The sequence below is a fragment of the Streptomyces sp. NPDC030814 genome (assembly GCF_055572155.1).
Genome location: NZ_JBVIDX010000019.1, coordinates 37,233 through 56,804, shown reverse-complemented (window position 1 = coordinate 56,804; position 19,572 = coordinate 37,233). Strand labels below are relative to the sequence as shown.

The 19,572-nt window shown below is 69.6% G+C and carries 12 protein-coding genes; 3 read left to right on the top strand and 9 right to left on the bottom strand.

Annotation, left to right across the window (positions count from 1 at the left end):
* The first annotated feature begins 34 nt into the window (after window positions 1-34).
* Window positions 35-1,690 (top strand): sensor histidine kinase, encoded by a 1,656-nt coding sequence (locus ACZ43N_RS31105; RefSeq protein ID WP_468102366.1) that lies wholly within the window; start codon window positions 35-37, stop codon window positions 1,688-1,690.
* Window positions 1,691-1,736: 46 nt separating this feature from the next.
* Here the strand turns inward: ACZ43N_RS31105 and ACZ43N_RS31100 are convergent, their stop codons facing one another.
* Window positions 1,737-1,964, bottom strand: coding sequence for a response regulator transcription factor (locus tag ACZ43N_RS31100; protein WP_468102364.1), 228 nt, complete (start codon window positions 1,962-1,964; stop codon window positions 1,737-1,739).
* 2,334 nt (window positions 1,965-4,298) lie between these two features.
* Between ACZ43N_RS31100 and ACZ43N_RS31095 the strand changes: the two genes are divergently transcribed.
* Window positions 4,299-6,176 (top strand): RICIN domain-containing protein, encoded by a 1,878-nt coding sequence (locus ACZ43N_RS31095; protein WP_468102363.1) that lies wholly within the window; start codon window positions 4,299-4,301, stop codon window positions 6,174-6,176.
* A gap of 107 nt (window positions 6,177-6,283) precedes the next feature.
* Here the strand turns inward: ACZ43N_RS31095 and ACZ43N_RS31090 are convergent, their stop codons facing one another.
* The 5 genes from ACZ43N_RS31090 to ACZ43N_RS31070 form a co-directional block, all read right to left on the bottom strand.
* A complete protein-coding gene (locus ACZ43N_RS31090; RefSeq protein ID WP_468102361.1) occupies window positions 6,284-8,560 on the bottom strand; it encodes a discoidin domain-containing protein in 2,277 nt (758 codons plus the stop codon).
* A gap of 106 nt (window positions 8,561-8,666) precedes the next feature.
* Window positions 8,667-9,551: a carbohydrate ABC transporter permease gene (locus ACZ43N_RS31085; RefSeq protein ID WP_468102359.1), complete on the bottom strand. Its 885-nt coding sequence runs from the start codon at window positions 9,549-9,551 to the stop codon at window positions 8,667-8,669.
* A gap of 6 nt (window positions 9,552-9,557) precedes the next feature.
* Window positions 9,558-10,538, bottom strand: coding sequence for a carbohydrate ABC transporter permease (locus tag ACZ43N_RS31080; RefSeq protein WP_468102357.1), 981 nt, complete (start codon window positions 10,536-10,538; stop codon window positions 9,558-9,560).
* 58 nt (window positions 10,539-10,596) lie between these two features.
* The gene (locus ACZ43N_RS31075) at window positions 10,597-11,895 is read right to left on the bottom strand and encodes an extracellular solute-binding protein (RefSeq protein ID WP_468102355.1); all 1,299 of its coding nucleotides are present in this window, start codon (window positions 11,893-11,895) and stop codon (window positions 10,597-10,599) included.
* A gap of 75 nt (window positions 11,896-11,970) precedes the next feature.
* A complete protein-coding gene (locus ACZ43N_RS31070; RefSeq protein ID WP_468102353.1) occupies window positions 11,971-14,520 on the bottom strand; it encodes a beta-glucosidase in 2,550 nt (849 codons plus the stop codon).
* Between the two features lie 154 nt (window positions 14,521-14,674).
* Here ACZ43N_RS31070 and ACZ43N_RS31065 point away from each other — a divergent pair, with 154 nt between their 5' ends.
* Window positions 14,675-15,310 carry a TetR family transcriptional regulator gene (locus ACZ43N_RS31065; protein WP_468102351.1) on the top strand — a complete coding sequence of 212 codons (636 nt, stop codon included), beginning with the start codon at window positions 14,675-14,677 and terminating at the stop codon, window positions 15,308-15,310.
* A gap of 257 nt (window positions 15,311-15,567) precedes the next feature.
* On the opposite strand, the gene ACZ43N_RS31060 is transcribed toward ACZ43N_RS31065, so the two are convergent.
* From ACZ43N_RS31060 to ACZ43N_RS31050, 3 genes are all read right to left on the bottom strand, one after another.
* Window positions 15,568-16,530 (bottom strand): carbohydrate kinase family protein, encoded by a 963-nt coding sequence (locus tag ACZ43N_RS31060; protein WP_468102349.1) that lies wholly within the window; start codon window positions 16,528-16,530, stop codon window positions 15,568-15,570.
* 151 nt (window positions 16,531-16,681) lie between these two features.
* A complete protein-coding gene (locus ACZ43N_RS31055; protein ID WP_468102347.1) occupies window positions 16,682-18,154 on the bottom strand; it encodes a glycoside hydrolase family 32 protein in 1,473 nt (490 codons plus the stop codon).
* The gene (locus ACZ43N_RS31050; protein WP_468102345.1) at window positions 18,147-19,526 is read right to left on the bottom strand and encodes a glycoside hydrolase family 172 protein; all 1,380 of its coding nucleotides are present in this window, start codon (window positions 19,524-19,526) and stop codon (window positions 18,147-18,149) included. Before ACZ43N_RS31050 ends, ACZ43N_RS31055 begins: the two co-directional genes overlap by 8 nt.
* Window positions 19,527-19,572: the final 46 nt, after the last annotated feature.

Genomic DNA, 19,572 nt, shown 5'->3' with positions numbered 1-19,572 from the left:
GCTCGCCGGCCACCGCCGCCGTCGTGGAGGTGCCGTGACAGGCCACGCAAAACTCGCCGAGGTCGTCACCGCCGAGGTGGTGACGGCCTGGCAGTACCTGGCAGGACAGGGCAGGTTGCTGCTGGCGTGGTGGTTGTTCCTGCCCGCCACGGCGATCGTCATGGCCGTCATCAACGTGCCCGGGCAGCCCGCAACAGCGATCGGCCTGTTGGCCGCCGCTGTTGCCCTGCTGTGCCGGTTCACCTGGCCGATCACCTCGCTGCTGGCCGGGACCGGCGTCGCGGCAGTGGCGTTGATCTTGCAGAGCACGACCCTGTTGGCTTTTATCTGGCCGGTGAGCGTGATGCTCGCCTATGCGGTGGGCCGCCAGGTCCCGGACACCCGCCTCGCCGTGGCCGCTCTGGCGCTCGCCACCGGCGTGCAAACCGCGGCCGGCCTCGTCGAGCTCGCCGGGCTGACGGTTGACCTTCAGGATGTCGGCCTCATCGTCGTCATCACTGTGCTGCTGGTGGTACTGCCGGGCGCCATCGGTATGCGGCAAGGGGAGCGAGCCCTGGCCATGGATGCCCTGCACGAACGCAACGCCCTGCTGGAACGCGCCAACCTGCTCGGCGAGTCGCAGGCCCGGATGCAGGAACGGGCGCGCATCGCCGGTGAGATGCACGATCTGCTCGGGCACCGGCTCAGTCTGATCGTCCTGTACGCCGGGGCACTGGAGATGCGCACCCGCACCGTGGCCCCCGAGATCAACGAGCAGGCCGACCTGCTACGGGCCACCTCCCGGACCGCACTCGAGGAGCTTCGCACCGTGCTGGGCATCCTGCGCCTCGACGGCGCCGAACCACCGGACGGCACCGAATCGGTGGTCGGCACGCGCGAGGATGTCACCAACCTGGTCGCCGAAGCCCAGCACGCGGGCCTGCCCCTCACCCTGTCCTGGCGCGGCGGCGACCTCACCGACGCCGACATCGGCATCCGCCGAGCGGTCAACCGCATCGTGCGCGAAGCCCTCACCAACGTGCACAAACACGCCCCGGGTGCGCCAACCCGGCTGACCGTCACCGTCGACACCGAAAAACTCACCATCAGCGTACGCAACGCCGCACGCCCGCCCGCCGTCCCACCGCCCAGCAGCGGCCTGGGACTGGCCGGCCTGCGCGAACGCGCCCGCCTGGCCGGCGGCGGCTTCACCGCCGGCACAGACCCGCTCACCGGCAACCACACCCTCACCGCCACCCTCCCCCTACGCCATAAAAGCCCCGGAGCCATGAGCCCCACCATCGAGCAATCCGCCCCGGCCGACGCGCAGATGCTCCCCTCCCGTACCGGGGCCGCAGACGGGCCCCACCACGACGCATCACGAAGGAAGACCAAGACGGCCTTCCTCGCCCTCGCTGGAGCCGCCGTCGTGGTCTGCGGCGGCCTCGGCTTCAGCGTCCACGACTACTTCCAGTCCGCCGTCTCGCCGCACACCTACCGGCAGATCAAGATCGGCGACACCCAGCACAGAGTGCGCGAGCTGACCGGCGGCGACAACATGACCGCCCGCGCAGCGGGCCAGGCAGAGCAACCGGCGGCGCCGGCCGGCACCACGTGCGAGTACACGCTGGCCGAGAGCTTCGGGCACGTGTTCCGGTTCTGCTTCAAACACGGCAAGCTCACACAGAAGGACGAGCTTGGGAGGTCGTAGGCGGAACCCGGCAAGCCGCCGCTTCGCGTGGGCACGACAAGACGGATCAGGAACGGCTGCCCGGCGGAAGAACTCCGGCATCGTGCGCCAGAATCGCCGCCTGAACCCGGTTGGTGCAGCCAAGGACGCAGAGAATGCGATTGCGAGCGAGCTCGACGGCGCCCGCACCGTCGTCCGCCTCGGCCACGATCTCGATGTCATCGGCGACCTCGAGCACGAACCGGATCCCGGCGCGGATCAACACCTCGTCGTCGGCCAGGAGCACCCGAATCACTTGCCACCCCCCTCAGCCAGCCGACGTCCCCGACGGCCGACGCGCGAGCCGACTCCGGTCAGAACGCGGCGAGTGCCGCAGGGGTTGGCACCGCACCCAATTATCGGCGGACGGCATGGCCGGGCGCACCGAACGGCAAAGGGCGGCATTGCAGGCTGGTCTGATGGCCATTTCGCGCCCCGTCGCGCCGGCACCGCACCAAGGGTCAGCTCCCCGCCGGTCATGCGGTGCGCCGAGCCGGCGTGGTCGCCCCGGTCAGCCGGCGCCGTGTCACCGCGGTCATCGCCCAGTACATACTCGCTGGGGCGGTGTGCGTGGTCGTCCAGCGGCAGGGTTGCACGGCACCAGGTCGTGCGGGTCGTGTGTCCATTGCACGTGGCCTGGTGGACCGGCGGGGGCCTGTGGGTTCTCGCTCAACGCTGCGCCTCCAGCTCACGGGCAGCGACTTCCCGCACCACCTCTGGCACACCGGCACCGACGAGAACCCTGGCTCGCGGTACGGGGGCGCCCCAGTACTCAGATGCTCTCCGCAGGCGGCGGTCTGCGCAGCCATCTGCGGCTCACCGTGCTCGACATGGAGGAATGATGCCCACGCTACCCAGGTCGTACTGACCGCGCGGGACGGCGAAGAACTCCGGGTCCAACTCCACGAGGCCGCCGGAGCGCCGACGGAAAAGATGCTCCGCTTCGACTCCCGTGTGGAGCTTCAGCGGATCGGAAGGGGAACCCGCTGCTCGCAGTTTCGGAGCCCTTCTCTCACCCGCAGGGACGGAGGCTTCGGCATCTGAAATCGCTTATCCGGGACGCGTTCTGGACGCAGGTTGGACACAAGGATCGGAAAAGACTGACAAGGGCCGAGAAGGTCTGAGGCGCCAGACCTCGTCTGACCTGGGAAAACGACCAGGACGAGCATGGATCGACAAGGGTCACCAAGATCCTCAAAGGACTCATAATCCGTCGGCCGTGGGTTCGAGTCCCACCCGCCCCACCAGTCACATCCGTGACCTGCGGAAACGTCTCAGCGGGCGTGCGGATTCAGGGCTTGGCGTGAACGGACTGAATCCGCTGCTCGTGAGTTCAACGGCGATGCGGTGAGCTGCAGTTGGGCGCTGCGTTGACCTGCGGTCATGCCTCGTGCGGAAGCTCTCGCGGGCTGGATCGGACGCTCTGATCGGCGGGCGAGAGCCGTGGTTGGGACGCTGATGGGACGCAGGGAATGGGAAGTGGCTGCCTTGGGCCCATCCTGTTGACGTCGGCCGGTGGAAGACAGCGGAAGGTGTCGGTAGCAGCAGACACAGTGCTCCACGCCTCCCGAACAAAGCCGCTCGCCGTGACTGGCTGCTGTGCGTAAACGGCCCGTACTGAAACGGCCCAGCCGGTCTGCGGGCAAGCTGACCTTCCCGCCAGGGGGCATCGTCGCGGAACGGAAACCGGACGGGTCGAGCCATCGTCGTCGATGCTCTTCCTGCGCGGCGGATTGGGGCCGGTGGCGTCCAGGCTGATCACCGCGAGCCGCGTCCCGGGCGGCGTGCCAGGTGTCGCACGCCTGCTCGGGCGGGATGCCCGACATGGTGGTCCTTGCTGAGCCGCAGGATGTCCGCGAGGCCGCACCACTGTTTCAGCCGTCGTGGGAGCAGGTGGGCCGCCGAGAAGTGCGTGTCGATCGGGATGACAGCCAGGTCTCCGCCATCGGCGTGCTCGTCGTTGGTGCATAGAGTCGGTGGGGATCGCTGCCGCCGGACACGAGTTCGACCACGCCGTCTTCGCCGAGGCCGAGGATCACGGTGGCGGAGCGGAGGGTCCGGGTGGCGAAGTCGTGGTGCCGGGCGTCCGCAACGCACACCGGCGACACAGGCAACCGCCCCCTGGAGCCGGGCAAGCAGCTCGCACTCGCAATCGAAACTGAGCTCTTGATTTACGCCCCCCACCACTTACTAACTACTCAGTAAGCGTGCTTTCATGTCACCGTCACATGGTTGAAACCCCACCGTCATGGGTGGAAGGGATCCGCATGCCCTCCATGTCGCCCCCAGTTGCTCCTGCGCCGGTCGGAGTGGGCCCGCCTGCCGACCAGACAGTCGACGAGAGCCGATGGGCTGTGCTGATCGGCGTCCTTGACCTCACCTCGATCGCGCGCCCACCACCACTGGCCAGAGTTTCGCTCCTCTTGGCGTCGCCCCGGCCGTCGCCACGCCGCCGCCAGGCGAACACTCCTGGGACTCCTGAGTTCCGCGTGCACCCCCTTCGAAGCCCCGGCCCATCCGCAGCGCCCACCCGCGCCCGAGTGGGCCGGTGTACCGCTCCCATCAGGTCGAACCGAAGGAGAGCCGCACCATGTCACCCAGAACCACAGTCCGGGCTCGCGCCGCCGGCGCCGCCCTTGTCCTGGCCGTCGGCGGGCTCGGCGTCGTCGGCGCCGGCACCGCGCGGGCAGCCGATCCCACCGCGCAGGTGTGGGTCACCACCCCGGACGGCGCGAAGAAGCTGGCCGCTGAGGGCAGCGTCCCGTTCACCAGCACGCCGCAGGCCATCGACATACCTATCGACACCGCCAGCAGGGGCCAGCGGTTCACCGGTGCGGGTGCCTCGGTCACCGAAGCCTCCGCCCACCTCATCCAGGGCCTGCCCGCCGACAAGCGCGCCGACCTGATGAGGTCACTGTTCTCCGCCGGTGCGGGAATCGGGCTGAACTACCTGCGCCAGCCACTCGGGAGCACGGACTTCAACGCCACGAACAGCTTCTCCACCTACGAGGACACACAGGGGCAGTTCTCCATCGCCCGAGACCAGGCGGAGATCATCCCGGTCCTCCGGCAGGCCATCGCGGTCAACCCGGCGATCCGTTTCATGGGCTCTCCGTGGTCGCCGCCCGCCTGGATGAAGACCGGTAACTCGCTGGGCGGCGGGAGCCTGAAGACCGAGTACCGCCAGTCCTACGCCGACTACCTGGTCAAGTCCATCAAGGCGTACGAGCAGCAGGGCATCACGCTCACCGACCTCACGGTCCAGAACGAGCCCGAGTTGGCCACCAGCTACCCGTCCATGTCGATGACCTCCGCCGAGCAGGCCGAGTTCCTGAAAGTGCTCGACAGCACCTTGAGTGCCAACGGGCTGCCGACGAACATCCTCACGTACGACCACAACTGGGACCACCCGAACTACCCGCTGGATGTGTTCTCCCGCACGTCGGGCATCCGACGCGTCATCGGCGCCGCCTTCCACTGCTACGGCGGCACCCCCGCCGCGCAGCAGCAGATCGTCGACGCCGGCAAGCGCGTCTTCTTCACCGAGTGCTCCGGCACCGACAGCGCGGACGCGTCCAGGACCTTCGGCGACACGCTTCGGTGGCACGCCGAGAACCTGGTCGTGCAGAACATGCGGAGCGGCGGCGAGACGGTCGTCAACTGGAACCTCGCCCTCGATCAGAACGGCGGCCCTCACCAGGGCCACTGCGGCAACCGCTGCAACGGCGTCGTCGAGATCGCGAACGGCAACGTCACCCCCAGCGCCGAGTACTACGTCCTCGGCCACGTCACCAAGTTCATCAGGGCCGGCGCCACCCGCATCGGCTCCACCAGTCAGGGCAGCGGAGGCGTTCAGAACGTCGCCTTCCAGAACCCCGACGGCAGTCGAGCCACCTTCGTCGTCAACACTGCCGCCGGTGCACAGCGGTTCTCCCTCACCGAGAACGGCAAGTCCCTCTCCTACACCCTGCCCGCAGGAGCGGTCGCCACCTTCGTGTGGAACGGCACCGATGGCGAGCCCACCGAGCCCATCGACCCGACCGCCTGGTACCGCGTCTCGGGCGAGAACAGCGGGGCATGCCTCGACGCGGCCGACTGGGGCACCGGCAACGGCACCGCGCTACAGCAGTGGGCCTGCGGTACGGGAGCCAACCAGTCCTGGCAGTTCCGACCCACCAGCGATGGCTTCTACCAGGTCGTCAACCGGCACAACACCAAGGTCTGGGACGTGGACGGCGGCCCCGGCGCCACCGCCGACGGAACGAAGGTCCACCTGTGGAGCTACGAGGGCGGCACCAACCAGCAGTGGCGCCCCGAGCCGGCCGGCACCAACGGGCAATACCACTTCACGGCCCGCCACAGCGGCAAGTGCCTCACCGTCGACAACGGCTCCACCGCCAACGGCGCCCGGCTGTCCCAGCAGCCCTGCACCAACTCAACCGCCCAGACGTTCACCCTGACCGGCTGATCCCAGCCCAGTGACGCGCTGGCGGGGAGGGCGAGGGCCCGCGCAGATTCGTCTGCGCGGGCCCTTGGTGTCTGAGCTTCATACAGACGCTTTCCGCAGGCGTGCGGTCAGGCAGGCCGTGTGGTGAGGATCGCGGCGGCACCGGCGGGCAGCCGGTAGCTGTACGTCGTGTCGCCCCACGGGACGTCGAACGTGGCGGTTCCGCTCCCGGAGTTGTACGTCGCCGACAGTCGGGTGCCGTCGGGGAGTTGAGTGCTCTTGCGCTGAACGCCCTTGCCGATGTGGGAGTTCGGGGTGGCCTTGCCGTTGGGGGCGAGGACGGAGAGGTCGTGGATGGACCACCAGCTTCCGGAGTTGGACTTGTTGACCACTCGGATGTAGCGGGCGGTGGTGGAGGGCAGCAGAATCCGGGTCACCGTGCTGCCCGGCCCGGTCGCGATCGGCTTGCCCCACGTGGAGCCGTCGTCGGAGGCGTACAGCTCGTACTGGCGGGCGAAGTCACCGGACGAGGCGCTGGTGTCCAGGACGATCTGGTTGAAGGTCTGTGCGGAGCCGAGGTCGAGCTGGAACCAGTCCCCGGACTGCATGCCGTGGCCGGAGCTCCAGCGCGTGGCGGCGTCGCCGTCGATGGCCTTGGTGGGCGGGTCGTCAGAGCTGCTCGCGGAGGCCGTTGCCTGCCAGCCGTCACGGGACAGGGGCGTCTCACCGGTGGGCGGGGTGAGCGATGCGCCGGTGGGCAGGCTGTAGCCGAGCCACCTCTCGCCGATGCGGACCTGGGGCTGTCGGGCGAGCAGCTTGCTGTCGTAGGTGATCAGGGCCTTGCTGCCGTCGGGGTTGCGGAACGGGATGTCGACCGAGCCGATGGCGGCCGGGGCGGTGCTGCCCTGCTGGGTGCCGGTCCACGTGAAGGTCGCGGCCGCCCCTGCGGCCAGGGTGTAGGTGAAGTGGCGGTTGCCCCAGCCGACGGTGAAGGTGCGTGCCGTGCTGCCGGAGTTGTAGGTGACCAGGGCGGTGGAGCCGTCGGGGTTGGTGAAGGCGACGTCCTCGATGCTGCCCTTGCCGAGGGTGTTGGAGGCGACCCTGTGGGCGCCCGGCTGGACGAACTTGCCGGCCTGGGCGAGTCCCCAGTAGTCGGCCGTCGGCGTGTACGACCACGTGCCGTCGGCGTCCTGGGAGACGGTCACCACCGGGCGGCAGCCCTGGCATCCGTTGTTCCTGGGGCCGCCGTCGGCGTCCAGGGCGATGTTCCAGCGGACGATGCTCTGAACCCAGTTGCGGGGGCCGTTGATGACGTTGTCCATGACGCCGGCGAAGGCGCCCCGCGCGTCGCCCTCCCAGCTGCCGCCGGAGCACTCGGTCTGGAAGGCCGGCTTGTTGGGGTAGTCGTTGTGGACGGCGGTCTGGTTCACGACCAGCTCGGCGCCGGCGTAGCAGTGCCAGGCCGTACCGGCGACGTTCCGGGCGGACGCCGGGTCGGCGTAGAAGGATTCGGGATAGCTGGTGACGTCCCAGTTGTGGTCGTAGCCCAGGATGCCCGTGGACAACCCCTGCTTTCTCAGGGTCGGGGCGAGGTTGCGGGTGACGAAGGTCTTCGCCTCGTCGGCGGACAGGAGCATGCCCGGGTAGGTCGACGGCTCGTGCAGCGGCTCGTTCTGCGGGGTGACGTAGCGCACCGGAACACCGGCCGCCGCGTACGCCTTGAGGAACTTCGCGAAGTAGTCGGCGTACGGCTGGTAGGCATCCGCTCGCAACCGCCCGGCGACCATCGAGTCGCTGGTCTTCATCCATCCCGGCGGGCTCCACGGGGTGGCCATCACCGTCAGTTTCGGGTTGAGCGCGCGGGCCTGCTTCAGAAGGGGGATGGTGTACGCCCGGTCGGGGGCGATCGAGAAGTTCGCCAGGGAGGGATCGCTCTGGCCGGCGGGCATGTCGTCGTAGGAGTAGTTGCCGTTCACGGTGAAGTCACTGGCGCCCATGGGCTGGCGCAGGACGCTCAGGCCGATGCCGTCGCGGCGGCTGAACAGATCGCGCATCAGCGCGGCACGCTGTGTCTTGTCCAGCTTGGTACCGACCAGCCAGGCGGACGAGTCGGTGAACGACGCCCCGAAGCCGGTCATCGGCTGGTACCTGCGGGTGGTGTCCACGGTGATCGTCGAGCCGGATGAGCCGGATGAGCCGGACGGGACGGGTCCGGCCTTCCAGGCCACGGGCTGCTGCTTGGCGAGGTGAGTGTCGGTGGACAGGTCGGTGAGCCAGACGGACGCCTTGGCGGGCGCGGCCCCGGCTGCGGCCGGGGCGGCTGCCGGTAGGACGGGGAGCGTGGCGAGCAGGGTCGCGGCGGCTGTCAGGGCGGTCCGGCGCCGTTGCCGGGTGGTGGTTCTCATGGTGCGGCTCCTTGCGTGCAGGACTGCCATGCACGACAGGTGTGCATGACGGCGGTGGTGCGAGACCGGCGCGTGGGGGCCGGGACGGGCGCCGGAGCTGAGGTGCCTACTTCAGGCCGGTGGTGGCGATGCCGGCGACGAAGTGGCGCTGGAAGAGGAGGAAGACGACGGTCACCGGGAGGAGGACGACGACGGCGCCGGCGAGGAGGATGCCGAAGCGGGTGAAGTCCTGTCCGCTGCTGGCCAGGGCCAGTCCGACGGGGAGGGTGTACTGGCTCTCGTTCTGGGCCACGACCAGCGGCCACAGGAAGTTGTTCCAGGAGCCGAGGAAGGTGATGATGCCCAGCGTTGCGAGGGCCGGTTTGGCCAGCGGAAGGATGATCTTCCAGAAGATGGCCAGTTCGCGGCAGCCGTCGACGCGGGCGGCGTCGATCAGTTCGTCGGGCAGGGTGGAGATGAACTGCCGCATCAGGAACACCCCGAAGGGGGTGGCCAGGAACGGCAGGATCAGCCCGAGCAGGGAGCCGGTCAGCTGCAGGTTGGCCACGAGCACGTACAGCGGTACGAAGGTGACCAGGCCGGGGACCATGAGGGTGGCAATGACCACGGTGAACACGGCGCGCTTTCCGCGGAACTCCAGCTTCGCCAGGGCGTATCCGAGCATCGAGCAGAAGAGGAGATTGCCCGCGGTGACGGCGAGGGCCACGATCACGGAGTTGGCGAACATGCTGGTGAAGTCCAGGCTGCCGAACAGCTCACGGTAGTTCGCGAGCGTGGGCCTGGCGGGGACCAGGTCGGGTGGGATCTTGCGGATGTCGGCCTCGGGCTTGAACGACCCGGACAGCATCCACAGGAACGGCGTGACCATCAGCAGCAGGAGGCCGGTGAGCGGCAGGTACAGCCACGGGCGGCCCCACTCCTGGCGGATGCGGCGCCGCCGCAGGACCTGGTCGGTGGCCGGTCGTGTGGGCGTGGGAGCGAGGGTGGTCATGGGGCATCAGTCCTTGTCGCGCAGCATGCGGAACTGCAGCACGGTCAGCGCGATGATCAGAACGAAGACGACGTAGCCGGCCGCCGACGCGACGTCGTAGTTGCCGTTGCCGAACTGCTTGTAGGCGTACAACGTGGCCGACAGGGTGGAGTCCAGCGGTCCGCCGTCGGTCATGACGAACGGTTCGTCGAAGAACTGCAGGTAGCCGATGCCGGTGGTGACGGCGGTGAGCAGCAGGGCTGGACGCAGGAGTGGGAAGGTGACGCGCCAGAACCGCTGCCAGGGGCCGGCGCCGTCGAGTTCGGCCGCTTCCATCAGGGACTGGGGGACGGACTGCAGACCCGCCAGCATGATGATCATGACGGTGCCGAGGTTGCGCCACACCGCCATGAGGATCATGACGGGCAGGGCGAAGCGGGTGTCCGCCAGCCAGGCCGGGCCGTCGATCCCGAACCAGGCCAGCGCCGTGTTCACCAGTCCCGCGCGAGGTTCGAGGAGCGTCTTCCAGACCACGGCGACGGCCACGATGCTGGTGATCACCGGCAGGTAGAAGCCGACCCGGAAGACGGCGCGGAAGCGGCGGATGCCGCGGTCGAGGGCGACTGCCGCGGCGAGCCCGGCGGCCAGCGTCAGGGGCAGGGCGGCCAGGACGAACACGGCCGTGTTGCGCAGGGCGGTGAAGAACTGCGGGTCCTGGAAGAGGCGTACGTAGTTGTCGAAGCCGACGAACGCCACGTTCAGCGGCGTGCGCAGGTCGGCGCTCTTGGTGTCGGTCAGGCTCATCAGCGTCGACCAGACGACCGGCAGCAGCATGAAGGCGAGGAACAGGGCGAGGAACGGCGCGGCGAGAAGCCACGCGGCGCGGGCCTGGCGGCGGCCCCGCGCGGTGCGTCGCCGCAGCGAAGGAGTGCGGCGGCGCACCGCCGGCTGCTTGCCGGCGGTGTCACGCTCCTGGGTGCCCTGCCCGGCGATAGTGGTCGGGGGCATGGTGGTCATCCGTCCGTACGAGGGATACGCGCGTACGAGAGATGCGCGCGGCGGCGCTTCAGCGGCCGGTGCCGATGCTGGTGGCCTTGGACTGCAGGGTCTTCTGCACGTCGGCGACGCTCACCTTGCCGTAGGCGAGCTTCTCCAGCTCGGAGTCGATGGTGTCGGCGATCTGCTGCCAGGTGGTGATGGCGGGCGGGGCCTTGGTGACCTTCAGCTGGGTCTCGAAGGCCGCCATCTTCGGGTTCTCACGCAGGTCGCCCTCCGACCAGGACTGGACGGCGGCGGGCAGGTTGCCGCTGGCTTCCGCGTACTCGGCCAGGTTCTTCGGCTCGGTGAGGAACCGGATGAACTTCCAGGCAGCGTCGGCGTTCTTGGCGTCCTTGAAGACGGCCAGGTCACTGCCACCTGCCAGCCCGGCGGACTGCGTGCCCTTCGGCAGCGGCATGGTCTGCCACTTGCCGTCCAGGTCAGGGGCGTTCTTGTGGAGGTCGCCGCCCATGCTGGGGCCCTGCTGCACGGTGCCGATCAGCCCGTTCTGAAGGTTCTGACGGGAGTCGGTCTTGTCATTGGGCGTCAGCTTCTCCTTGAAGAAGCCGCTGTAGTACTCCAGGGCCTTGGTGACCTCGGGCGAGTCGAAGGTGAACTTCTTGCTGCTCTGGTCGTAGATGTCACCGCCCTGCTGCCACACCATCGGCAGCCAGAACAGCCAGGAGTTGAAGCCGACCTGCAGCTGGGTGGCGTTGCGCAGCTTGGGGTTCTGCTTGCCCGCGGTGGCCTGGATGGCTTTCAGATCCTTGAGGTAGCCGTCCCAGTCGCCGGCCGGGGCGCCCTTGATGCCGGCCTTGGTGGTGATGTCGGTGCGGTAGTAGATCACCGAGGTGTCGGCCGTGAACGGGACGCCGTAGGGGGTGTCCTTGTACTTCGTGGTGTCCCACTGGCCGGGGAAGAACGTGGACGCCTCGAACGATGACGGGGTGGCCTGGAAGCCGTTCATGGCGGCCATCTCGGCCATCCAGGTCGAGCCGATCAGGGACATGTCCGGGGTGTTGCCGCCGGCGATCGAGGTGGTGAGCTTCTCGTGGGCGGCGTCCCACGGCACCGCGGTGATCTGGACCGTCACGTCCGGGTTCTGCTGCTCGAACTTCTTCGCCAGGCCCTGAAGGTCCTTGTCGGCCTTGTCGCCCATGGACCACATGACCAGCTTGCCCTTGGCCTTGCCGCTGCTGATCTCCGCCGGAGCCTTGTCGGCGGCCGAGGAGTCGTCGCTGCGGCCGCAGCCGGTGGCCAGCAAAGCTCCCGCGACGGTGGCGCAGGCTATCTGGAGGGCTCTGGTGGTGGGACGGGTGATGTGCATGGTTGCGGCTCCTTGCGGTCGTGCTGGACAGGGCGCGGGGGGTGGCTGGGACAGAAGGGGCTGTGGTCGGGTGGGTCAGCCTGCGGGGTGCGGGCGGCTGTCGTCGACGGTCACCTCGGCGGTGAGGCGCGGGTCACGGCTGGAGCGTCCGACGTGGAGGCGGTAGCGGCCGGGCGGGGTACGCCACGCGCGAGTTTCGCTGTCCCAGATCTCGAAGGCGCGTTCGGGCACGTGTACCTCGGCGGTGACGCGGGCGCCCGGTGCCGCCTGGACCAGGGCGAAGCCGGCGAGGAGGCGCACCGGACGGTCGGGGCCGTCCTGCGGCGGCTCCAGGTAGACCTGGACGACCTCACGGCCGGCCCGGGGGCCGGTGTTGGTCAGCTCCACGGTCACGTCGAGCCCGTCTCCGCCCGCGGGGCTGGGCAGAGTGGCGGAGACGGGAGTTGGGGAGAGGGTCACGGACTCGTACGTCCACCGGGTCCAGCCGAGCCCGTGGCCGAAGGGGAACGCCGGGACGAGGCCGCCCTTGTCCCAGGTCCGGTGACCGATGTGGACGCCTTCGCTGTAGTGGACGATGCCGTCGCGGGGGCGGGCATCGGGGACGGGGACGTCTTCGGCGCGGGCGGGCAGCGTCCACGGCAGTCGGCCGGACGGTTCGATGCGGCCGAGCAGTACGTCGGCCAGGGCGTGCCCGGCCTCCTGGCCCGGCAGCCATGCCCACAGCAGGGCGGGCGCCTCGTCGGCCCAGGGAAGCAGCACCGGGGCGCCGGCGTTGACGACCACGATCGTGCGCGGGTTGGCGGCGAGCACTTTGCGGACGAGCTCGTTCTGGTGGCCGGGCAGGTCGAGGGAGGCGCGGTCCCAGCCCTCGGACTCGACCTCCTCGTTGGTGCCCACCACGACGACGGCCACATCGGCCGCCTGGGCCGCGGCGGCGGCTTCGGCGATCTCCTCGTACGGCGTCGGCCCGGGCGGTGCGTGCCGAACCTGGGCGGTGACGAAGCGGCCGTAGCCGCCGGCGTCCACGACGGTCAGGTCGAGGCCGAGAGCGAGCCTGCGCCCTTCCGGCCCCACCTCGACGTCGATCCCGCGCAGGGGCGGGTGGTTGTGGCTGGATTCCAGTACCAGTTCCACGCCGCGCTCGTCGTCCCCGGTGAGGACCTCCTCGCCGTCCACGCTCAAGCGGAAGCGCCCCGCGCAGCCGAACTCCAGGCGGTGGGTGCCGGGTTCGGTGAGGGTCAGCTCCGTGCGCAGCACCACCCGGTGCGTCGCCGGGTCGAAGCCGTCGTACGTGGTCCAGTCCCCGGTGGCGCGGACCTCGCCGGTGATCCGGTGTCCGTCGGCATCCAGATGATCGGCGCGCACCCCCGTCGCACCGGTGTCGGGATCGGCGAGTAGCGCGGTGGAGGCGAACGGCAGGCGCAGGCGGGCATCGCCGCCCCGGTGCACGGTCAGCCGTACGCCCTGGGGCAGCGCGGCCCGCAGCCCCTCCTCGAACGACACGGTGCGCACCGCCGGGACGTAGGCGCTGCCGCCGCCCTGGAGGTACGGCGCCACGGCGTTGGGGCCGATCAGCGCGACGCTGCGGATGCCGTCCGGCGCCAGCGGCAGCAGGTCCGCCTCGTTGCGGAGCAGAACCGTGCCTCGGGCGGCGACCTCGCGCAGCAGACGGAACTCCTCCGGTGCGGGCTCGGCCGGAACGGCGGACGGCGGTACAGCTGTCGGCCCCGGCTCGTCGAGCCGGCCGACGTGGCGGGCCAGCCGCAGCAGCCGCAGCACCTTGTCGTCGATGAGCCGCTCGTCCACCTCGCCCGCGCGCACGGCCGCCACGAGGGCATCCCCCCACGGTCCGTCGGGGCCGGGCATCACCAGATCCAGACCGCCGGCCGCCGAGGCCACGGTGGATCGGGTCGCGGCCCAGTCGCTGACCACGGGCCCGGCGAAACGCCACTCTCCCTTCAGCACCTCGCGCAGCAACCGCGTGTTCTCGGTCATCGGCGCCGATTCGGTTCCGTCGTCGACGCCTGAGTAGGCGGCCATCACGCTCCACGGCGCCGCCTCGGCGAGGACCTGCTCGAAGGGGGCCAGGTAGACCTCCCGCAGCGTCCGCTCGTCCAGCCGGGCGCGGTAACGGGTGCGGTCGGTCTCGGTGTCGTTGGCCACGAAGTGCTTCAGGCAGGCGCCCACACCCTGGCTCTGCAGACCGCGCACCTGGGCAGCGGCCAGGGTGGCGGTGAGCAGCGGGTCCTCGGAGGAGTACTCGAAGTGCCGCCCGGCCACCGGGGTGCGCTGCAGATTCACCACGGGAGCGAGCACGACGTCGACACCTTTGCGGCGTGCCTCCGTCGCGAACAGCGTGCCGAGCCGCTCGGCGAGCTCGGTGTCCCAGGTGGCCGCCAGTGCGCTGGGAGCGGGGGCCAGGAGCCCGGTGGCGGAGGGGTCGTCACCGGTCCCGCGCACGCCCTGCGGGCCGTCGGACATCGTCACCGCCGACAGACCGAGCCGGGGCTCGGCCGGAAGTCTCCACAAGGTCGCGCCGGTCAGCAGCCGGATCTTGGACGGGAGGTCCAGGGCGCGGATGCGGTCACGAAGCTCGGTGTCATCAGGGAGGGCAGGGCGGCTCATGCTCGTCCTTCCAGGCCGCGACGCGGCACGAAGCGGGTGGAACGGGAGCAGGAAAGCACACTTACTAAGTACTTAGTAAGTCCTTGTGTGCAAGTTCTTTCCAGGCTTTGATGAGAAGGTGACCACTGATCGACAGCCCCGTAGACTCCGCACGATGAGCGAGAGCAGGCCGAACGGGGAGCGGCAGCCCCGCACAGGGAAGAGCCTCAAAGCCCAGCAGCGACGGCAGGAGATCCTGCAGATCGCCATGGACACGTTCGCCGCACGCGGCTACAACAACGCCTCCCTGCAGGAGATCGCCGACCGCGCCGGAGTCACCCAGGCCGGCGTCCTGCACTACTTCCGCTCCAAGGCCCAGTTGCTCACCAGCGTCCTCGCCCTGCGCGACGAAACCGACATCGAACAGCTCGGCCCCGAGCGCCCCCGGGGGTTGGCCTTCCTGCGCCACCTCGTCGACACCGTCCGCCGCAACGCCGAAAGGGAAGGCATCGTCCGCCTCTACGCCGTCCTGTCGGCGGAGAGCGTCACCGAAGGTCACCCCGCGCAGGACTACTTCCGCGACCGCTACACCGGACTGCGCGTCTTCGTCACCGAGGCCCTCGCCGAAGCAGGCGAACTCGGCGAGATCCGGGCGGATGCGAACCTCGAGGACGCGGCCAACGCGATCATCGCCGTCATGGACGGCCTCCAGATTCAGTGGCTGCTCGCGCCCGGCTCCGTCGACATGGCCGCCTCCACCGACCGCGTCATCTCCGCGATCCTGGCAGACCTCACCGAATCCGCCCCCTGAGGCGGTTCTCCGCGGGGGCCGTCCGGGTGGGTGCTAGCCGACCGCACGTTGGTGGGCCGTGCAAACAGCCCCGCGTGGGACGGGCCGCCACGGCCCCATCCCACGCGGGGTTCGTCCCACACAGGGTTCACTCACAGATCACCGGCGCGGCTTCGGGAATGATCTGCTGGGCCGGCGGCGCGAGCCGCCCGCGCCCCTCACCGTCCCGGCCCGGGGACGACCTGTCGGCCAGGATTGCACCGGCTGCGGCTTGTTCGTCATACCTCACCGGCGGTCGCGAGTTGCGCCAGCTGGCGCTGCCACGGCGGGTTGGGGCCAGCGACCGAGCAGGTCAGGGCTGCGACGCGGGTGGCGAACCGGCAGGCTTCCGCGACGTCGTCGAGCCGGAGTTCGGCCAGCCGCCCACCGAGGAGCCCGCGAGCGCCAAGGTGGTGCAGCAGTCCGGCGGTGAAGGAATCTCCCGCACCGACAGTGTCGACGACCTGCGTGGTCACCGCGGGCACCCGCACTCGTTCCCCGTCGAGTGAGACGAGGGCGCCGTCGGCGCCGAGAGTGATCACTACAAGCCGTGCTCCGGCGACGTGCCAGGTGTCGCACGCCTGCTCGGGTGGGGTGCCCGGCAGCAGCAGTTCCAGGTCGTCCTCGCTCAGACGGAGGACGTCGGCGAGGCGGCACCAGTGGGCCAGCCGGTCGCGGTAGAACTGGGGATTCACCAGCAGCGGTCGGACGTTGGGGTCGATGCTGATGGTGGCCTGCGGAGCGGCTGTCGCCAGGAGTTCCTCGACGACCGCCGCACCGGGCTCACGGACCAGTGCCAGGGAGCCGGTGTGCAGACAGGCTGTCCCGGACAGGTCCACCTTCACCAGTTCTTCCGCGGTCCACTGCCAGTCGGCGGTGTTGTGTGCGTGGAAGGAGTATGTGGCTTGTCCCGTGGCGTCCAGTTCCGCCACGGCCAGCGTGCTGGGCTCGGCGGCGGCGACGGCGTACGACAAGTCGACGCCGGACGCCTCCAGGTGGGCCCGGAACAGGCGGCCGAACACGTCGCCGGACAGCCGTGCGAGGAAGCGGGCCGGAGTGCCGAGGCGGGCCAGGGCGACCGCGGTGTTCGCGGGTCCGCCGCCCGGCAGTACCCGCAGCGCGAGTTCGTTCACGGCCCCTGGAAGTTCGGTGAAGGCGTCAGCGACGCACTCTCCCAGGACGGTGATCTGGCATGGGCTCATGGGGTGCTCGTCTTTCGGAATACGGATGAAGGGGCTTCGCGGCCTCGCTGCCCGCTGCGCGGACAGCGGCTACGGAAGTCGACGTCAGTCGGCCCCATATGACAGGCCCCGCCGAGGTCGCTGTGCGTCGGCGGGGCCTCTCGTGTCGGTGTCAGGTGTCGGCGGGCCGGCCATCGTGTACTTCGGGCCGTGTCAGGTCCCATGCTCCGGCCGTGTACGCGGCGGCGTCGACGCCCGCGGCGTCCATCCGCACGTGCCAAGGGCCGTCGCCGACCGGGTAGAAGCGCACGGTGAGGGTGCGACCGGACGCGGTGAAGATCTCCGCGACCGAGTGGTCCAGCAGCAACCGCAGGGTCGCGGTGGGCCCCTCGGACGGGAGGCGCCAGCTGCCGCCCTTCGCGCGCGGGTCGAGGGAGGCGTGGTCGCGGTCGACGACCAGTTCGCCGCTGACCGGGTGGTGGACGATGTCGAGGTACTCGGTCCCGTCGGGTGAGGTGAGCAGCCGAAGGCGGCCACCGCGCTCCAGGGTCACCGTCAGGTCGGTGGCCCGGGACACCTCGCCGAGATCCGCGGGCTGCTCGGCGCTCGCCTTGCCCGCGGCGGCGATCCGCCGTTCACCCCGCAGGGCGAGCAGCTCGCGAGCCGGCCGCTGGATCAGTTCACCGTTCGGGCCGGGGGTCAGTTCGCGGGGCAGGGAGAGCATTCCGGCCCAGCCGGCCTCGTCGGTCCAGGTACTGGGGGCGCCGACGCGTTCTTCATCCCGGGCCTCCCAGATCCAGGCCCACATCAGCCAGCGTCCGTCGGGGGCGTGGAGCAGGGCGGGGGCGTAGAAGTCGGGGCCGTGGTCGAGGAGGTGCGGCGTCGCTGCGGCCTGGAACTCGCCGGCTTCCTCACGCCCCGGCCAGTAGATCGCGCAGCTCGCCCCCTCCTGCGGGTCCCAGGCGCTGGCGAGGACCGCGCCGGCACCATCGGGGAAGGCGGCGTACTGGGCGCACTCCCAGCCCTCCTCGGTGTTGCGGCCGTCGCGCAGGGGGTGTGGCGGGCGGGCCAGGAAGACGCCCTCGTACGACCAGTCGTCGAGGTCGGCGGAGGTGTACTGCAGAGCTGCGCCGCGCCCGTCGGCCAGGGCGGCGCCGACGAGCATGCGCCAGCGGTCGCCGTCCCTCCACACGTACGGGTCGCGGAACATCGTCGTGCCCTCGGTCGCGTCCGGGATCAGGAGACTGCCGCGCTTGGTGAAGGTCGTACCGCCGTCGACCGACACCGCCGAGGTCACCGGCTGGTGCCAACGGTCGTCCCGCTTGGCGGAGTAGAAGGCGGTAAGCCGGCCGTCGTGCGAGACCGCGTTGCCGGACCACACTCCACCTTCGTCATCGCCGCCCGACGTGGGGGCCAGGGCGACCGGCAGCAGCTCCCAGTGGATCAGGTCGCGGCTGCGGTAGTGGCCCCAGTGCATGTCGGCGTGGCGGGCGCTGTGCGGGTTGTACTGGAAGTAGACGTGGTAGTGGCCGTCGTGGAAGACGAGGCCGTTGGGATCGTTGATCCAGTGGGCCGGCGGGCGGAGGTGGACCGCCGGGAAGTGGGTGTCGCGCGCCACCGCCGCGCGGGTCTCGGTCTCAGTCATTGCCGCGCTCGTCGTAGCGGCGGCGGACGGCGGCGGCCTGCTTGATGTTGGCCGCGGACTCCTGCAGCGAGCGTTCGCCGCGCTGTCGGGTGCGCTCGGCGAGGTTGTTCATGTGGCGTTCGAAGCGGGCCTGGTACCGCTCGCGCATCACGGCGATCTCCTCGGCCACCACACCGGAACGCGCAGCGGGAACCGGCATCGGCTGACCAGCCGGCCGTACGGGCAGACGCTGCTCCAGCGGCAGGATCGTCGCCTTCGGAGAGGGCAGGGTCTGGTACCAGTACGCCGTCGACGCCCAGTCGTCGGAAAGGTGATTGCCGTGGCCGTGCTCGATGGAGACCTTGATGCGTTCCTCGAAGCGGATCGGGTCGGCCACGTGGAAGCGGTAGTTGACGGAATAGCCGGGGACGTCGGCCTCGTGGAGGATCGCGCCGTGGTAGAGGTAGGCGTTCTTCTGCATGCCCCAGGCATGGTTGAAGTAGTCCTCGGTGCCGGTGCCGTGCAGGGAGGGCGGCCAGCTGGTGGAGCCGTCGGGCAGGAAGTCGTCGTCGATCCAGATCATGTCGTTGCCCTCGCCCCACCAGCTGCCCTGCCGGTGGTGGACGGAGAGGCTGCAGCCGACGTAGTGGCCCTTGCCCTCGGTGTCGAGGATGACGTAGTTGTCCTCGCCGGTGATGTCGACGATGTTGACCTCGGGGCTGTTGGTCTGGATGTCGGGAGCCCAGCCGTTGCACGGGTTGCTGCGGTTCCAGCGGGCGTGGAAGTAGAGGGTGTCCTCGGGGAGGTCCTCGGGGAACAGCTCGTAGTCGATGTAGAAGTATTGCTGGATGGGCAGGTCGTTCTCGTTGACCAGCTCGATGCGGGCGCGCTTGTTGAACGGCATCGGCGCCCAGCAGTTCAACGCGGCGCTGCCACCGAAGATGAGGGACTCCTCAGGCTTGGCGGAGACGGTGAACAGGGCCGACTGGTAGCTGTTGGGCATGCAGTGGCCGATGCCGAAGAAGTCGCCGAGCGGGACGAGGACGGCGGGCTCCTCCTCGTCGTCCCAGGTGATGCGGATGAGGACCTTGCGGTAGTAGTCGGGGTCCGGCTCCTCCCAGTTGACGCCGAGCGCATTGTGGATCTCCATCACGGGGGCGACGGTGTCGGCTTCGAGGGGGTCGATGAGGCCGGGGCCGAGGGTGCGGCGGCAGAACTGGGTCATCCAGATATGGGTGATCCGGCCCGGGCCTTCGAGGTCGGCCAGGACGCGGCTGGAGTGGGCGGGGGTCGTCCAGTAGTCCTGGTTGCGGCCCCGCTGGTCCCAGCTGGAGACACGGGCGGTTCGGGCCCGGGTGGGGCGAGTGAGGTGTTCGAGGGCGTGCGAGGGCATGGGAGACTGACCCTTTCAGTGATGGTTCGCTGAATTCGGGCGGCGG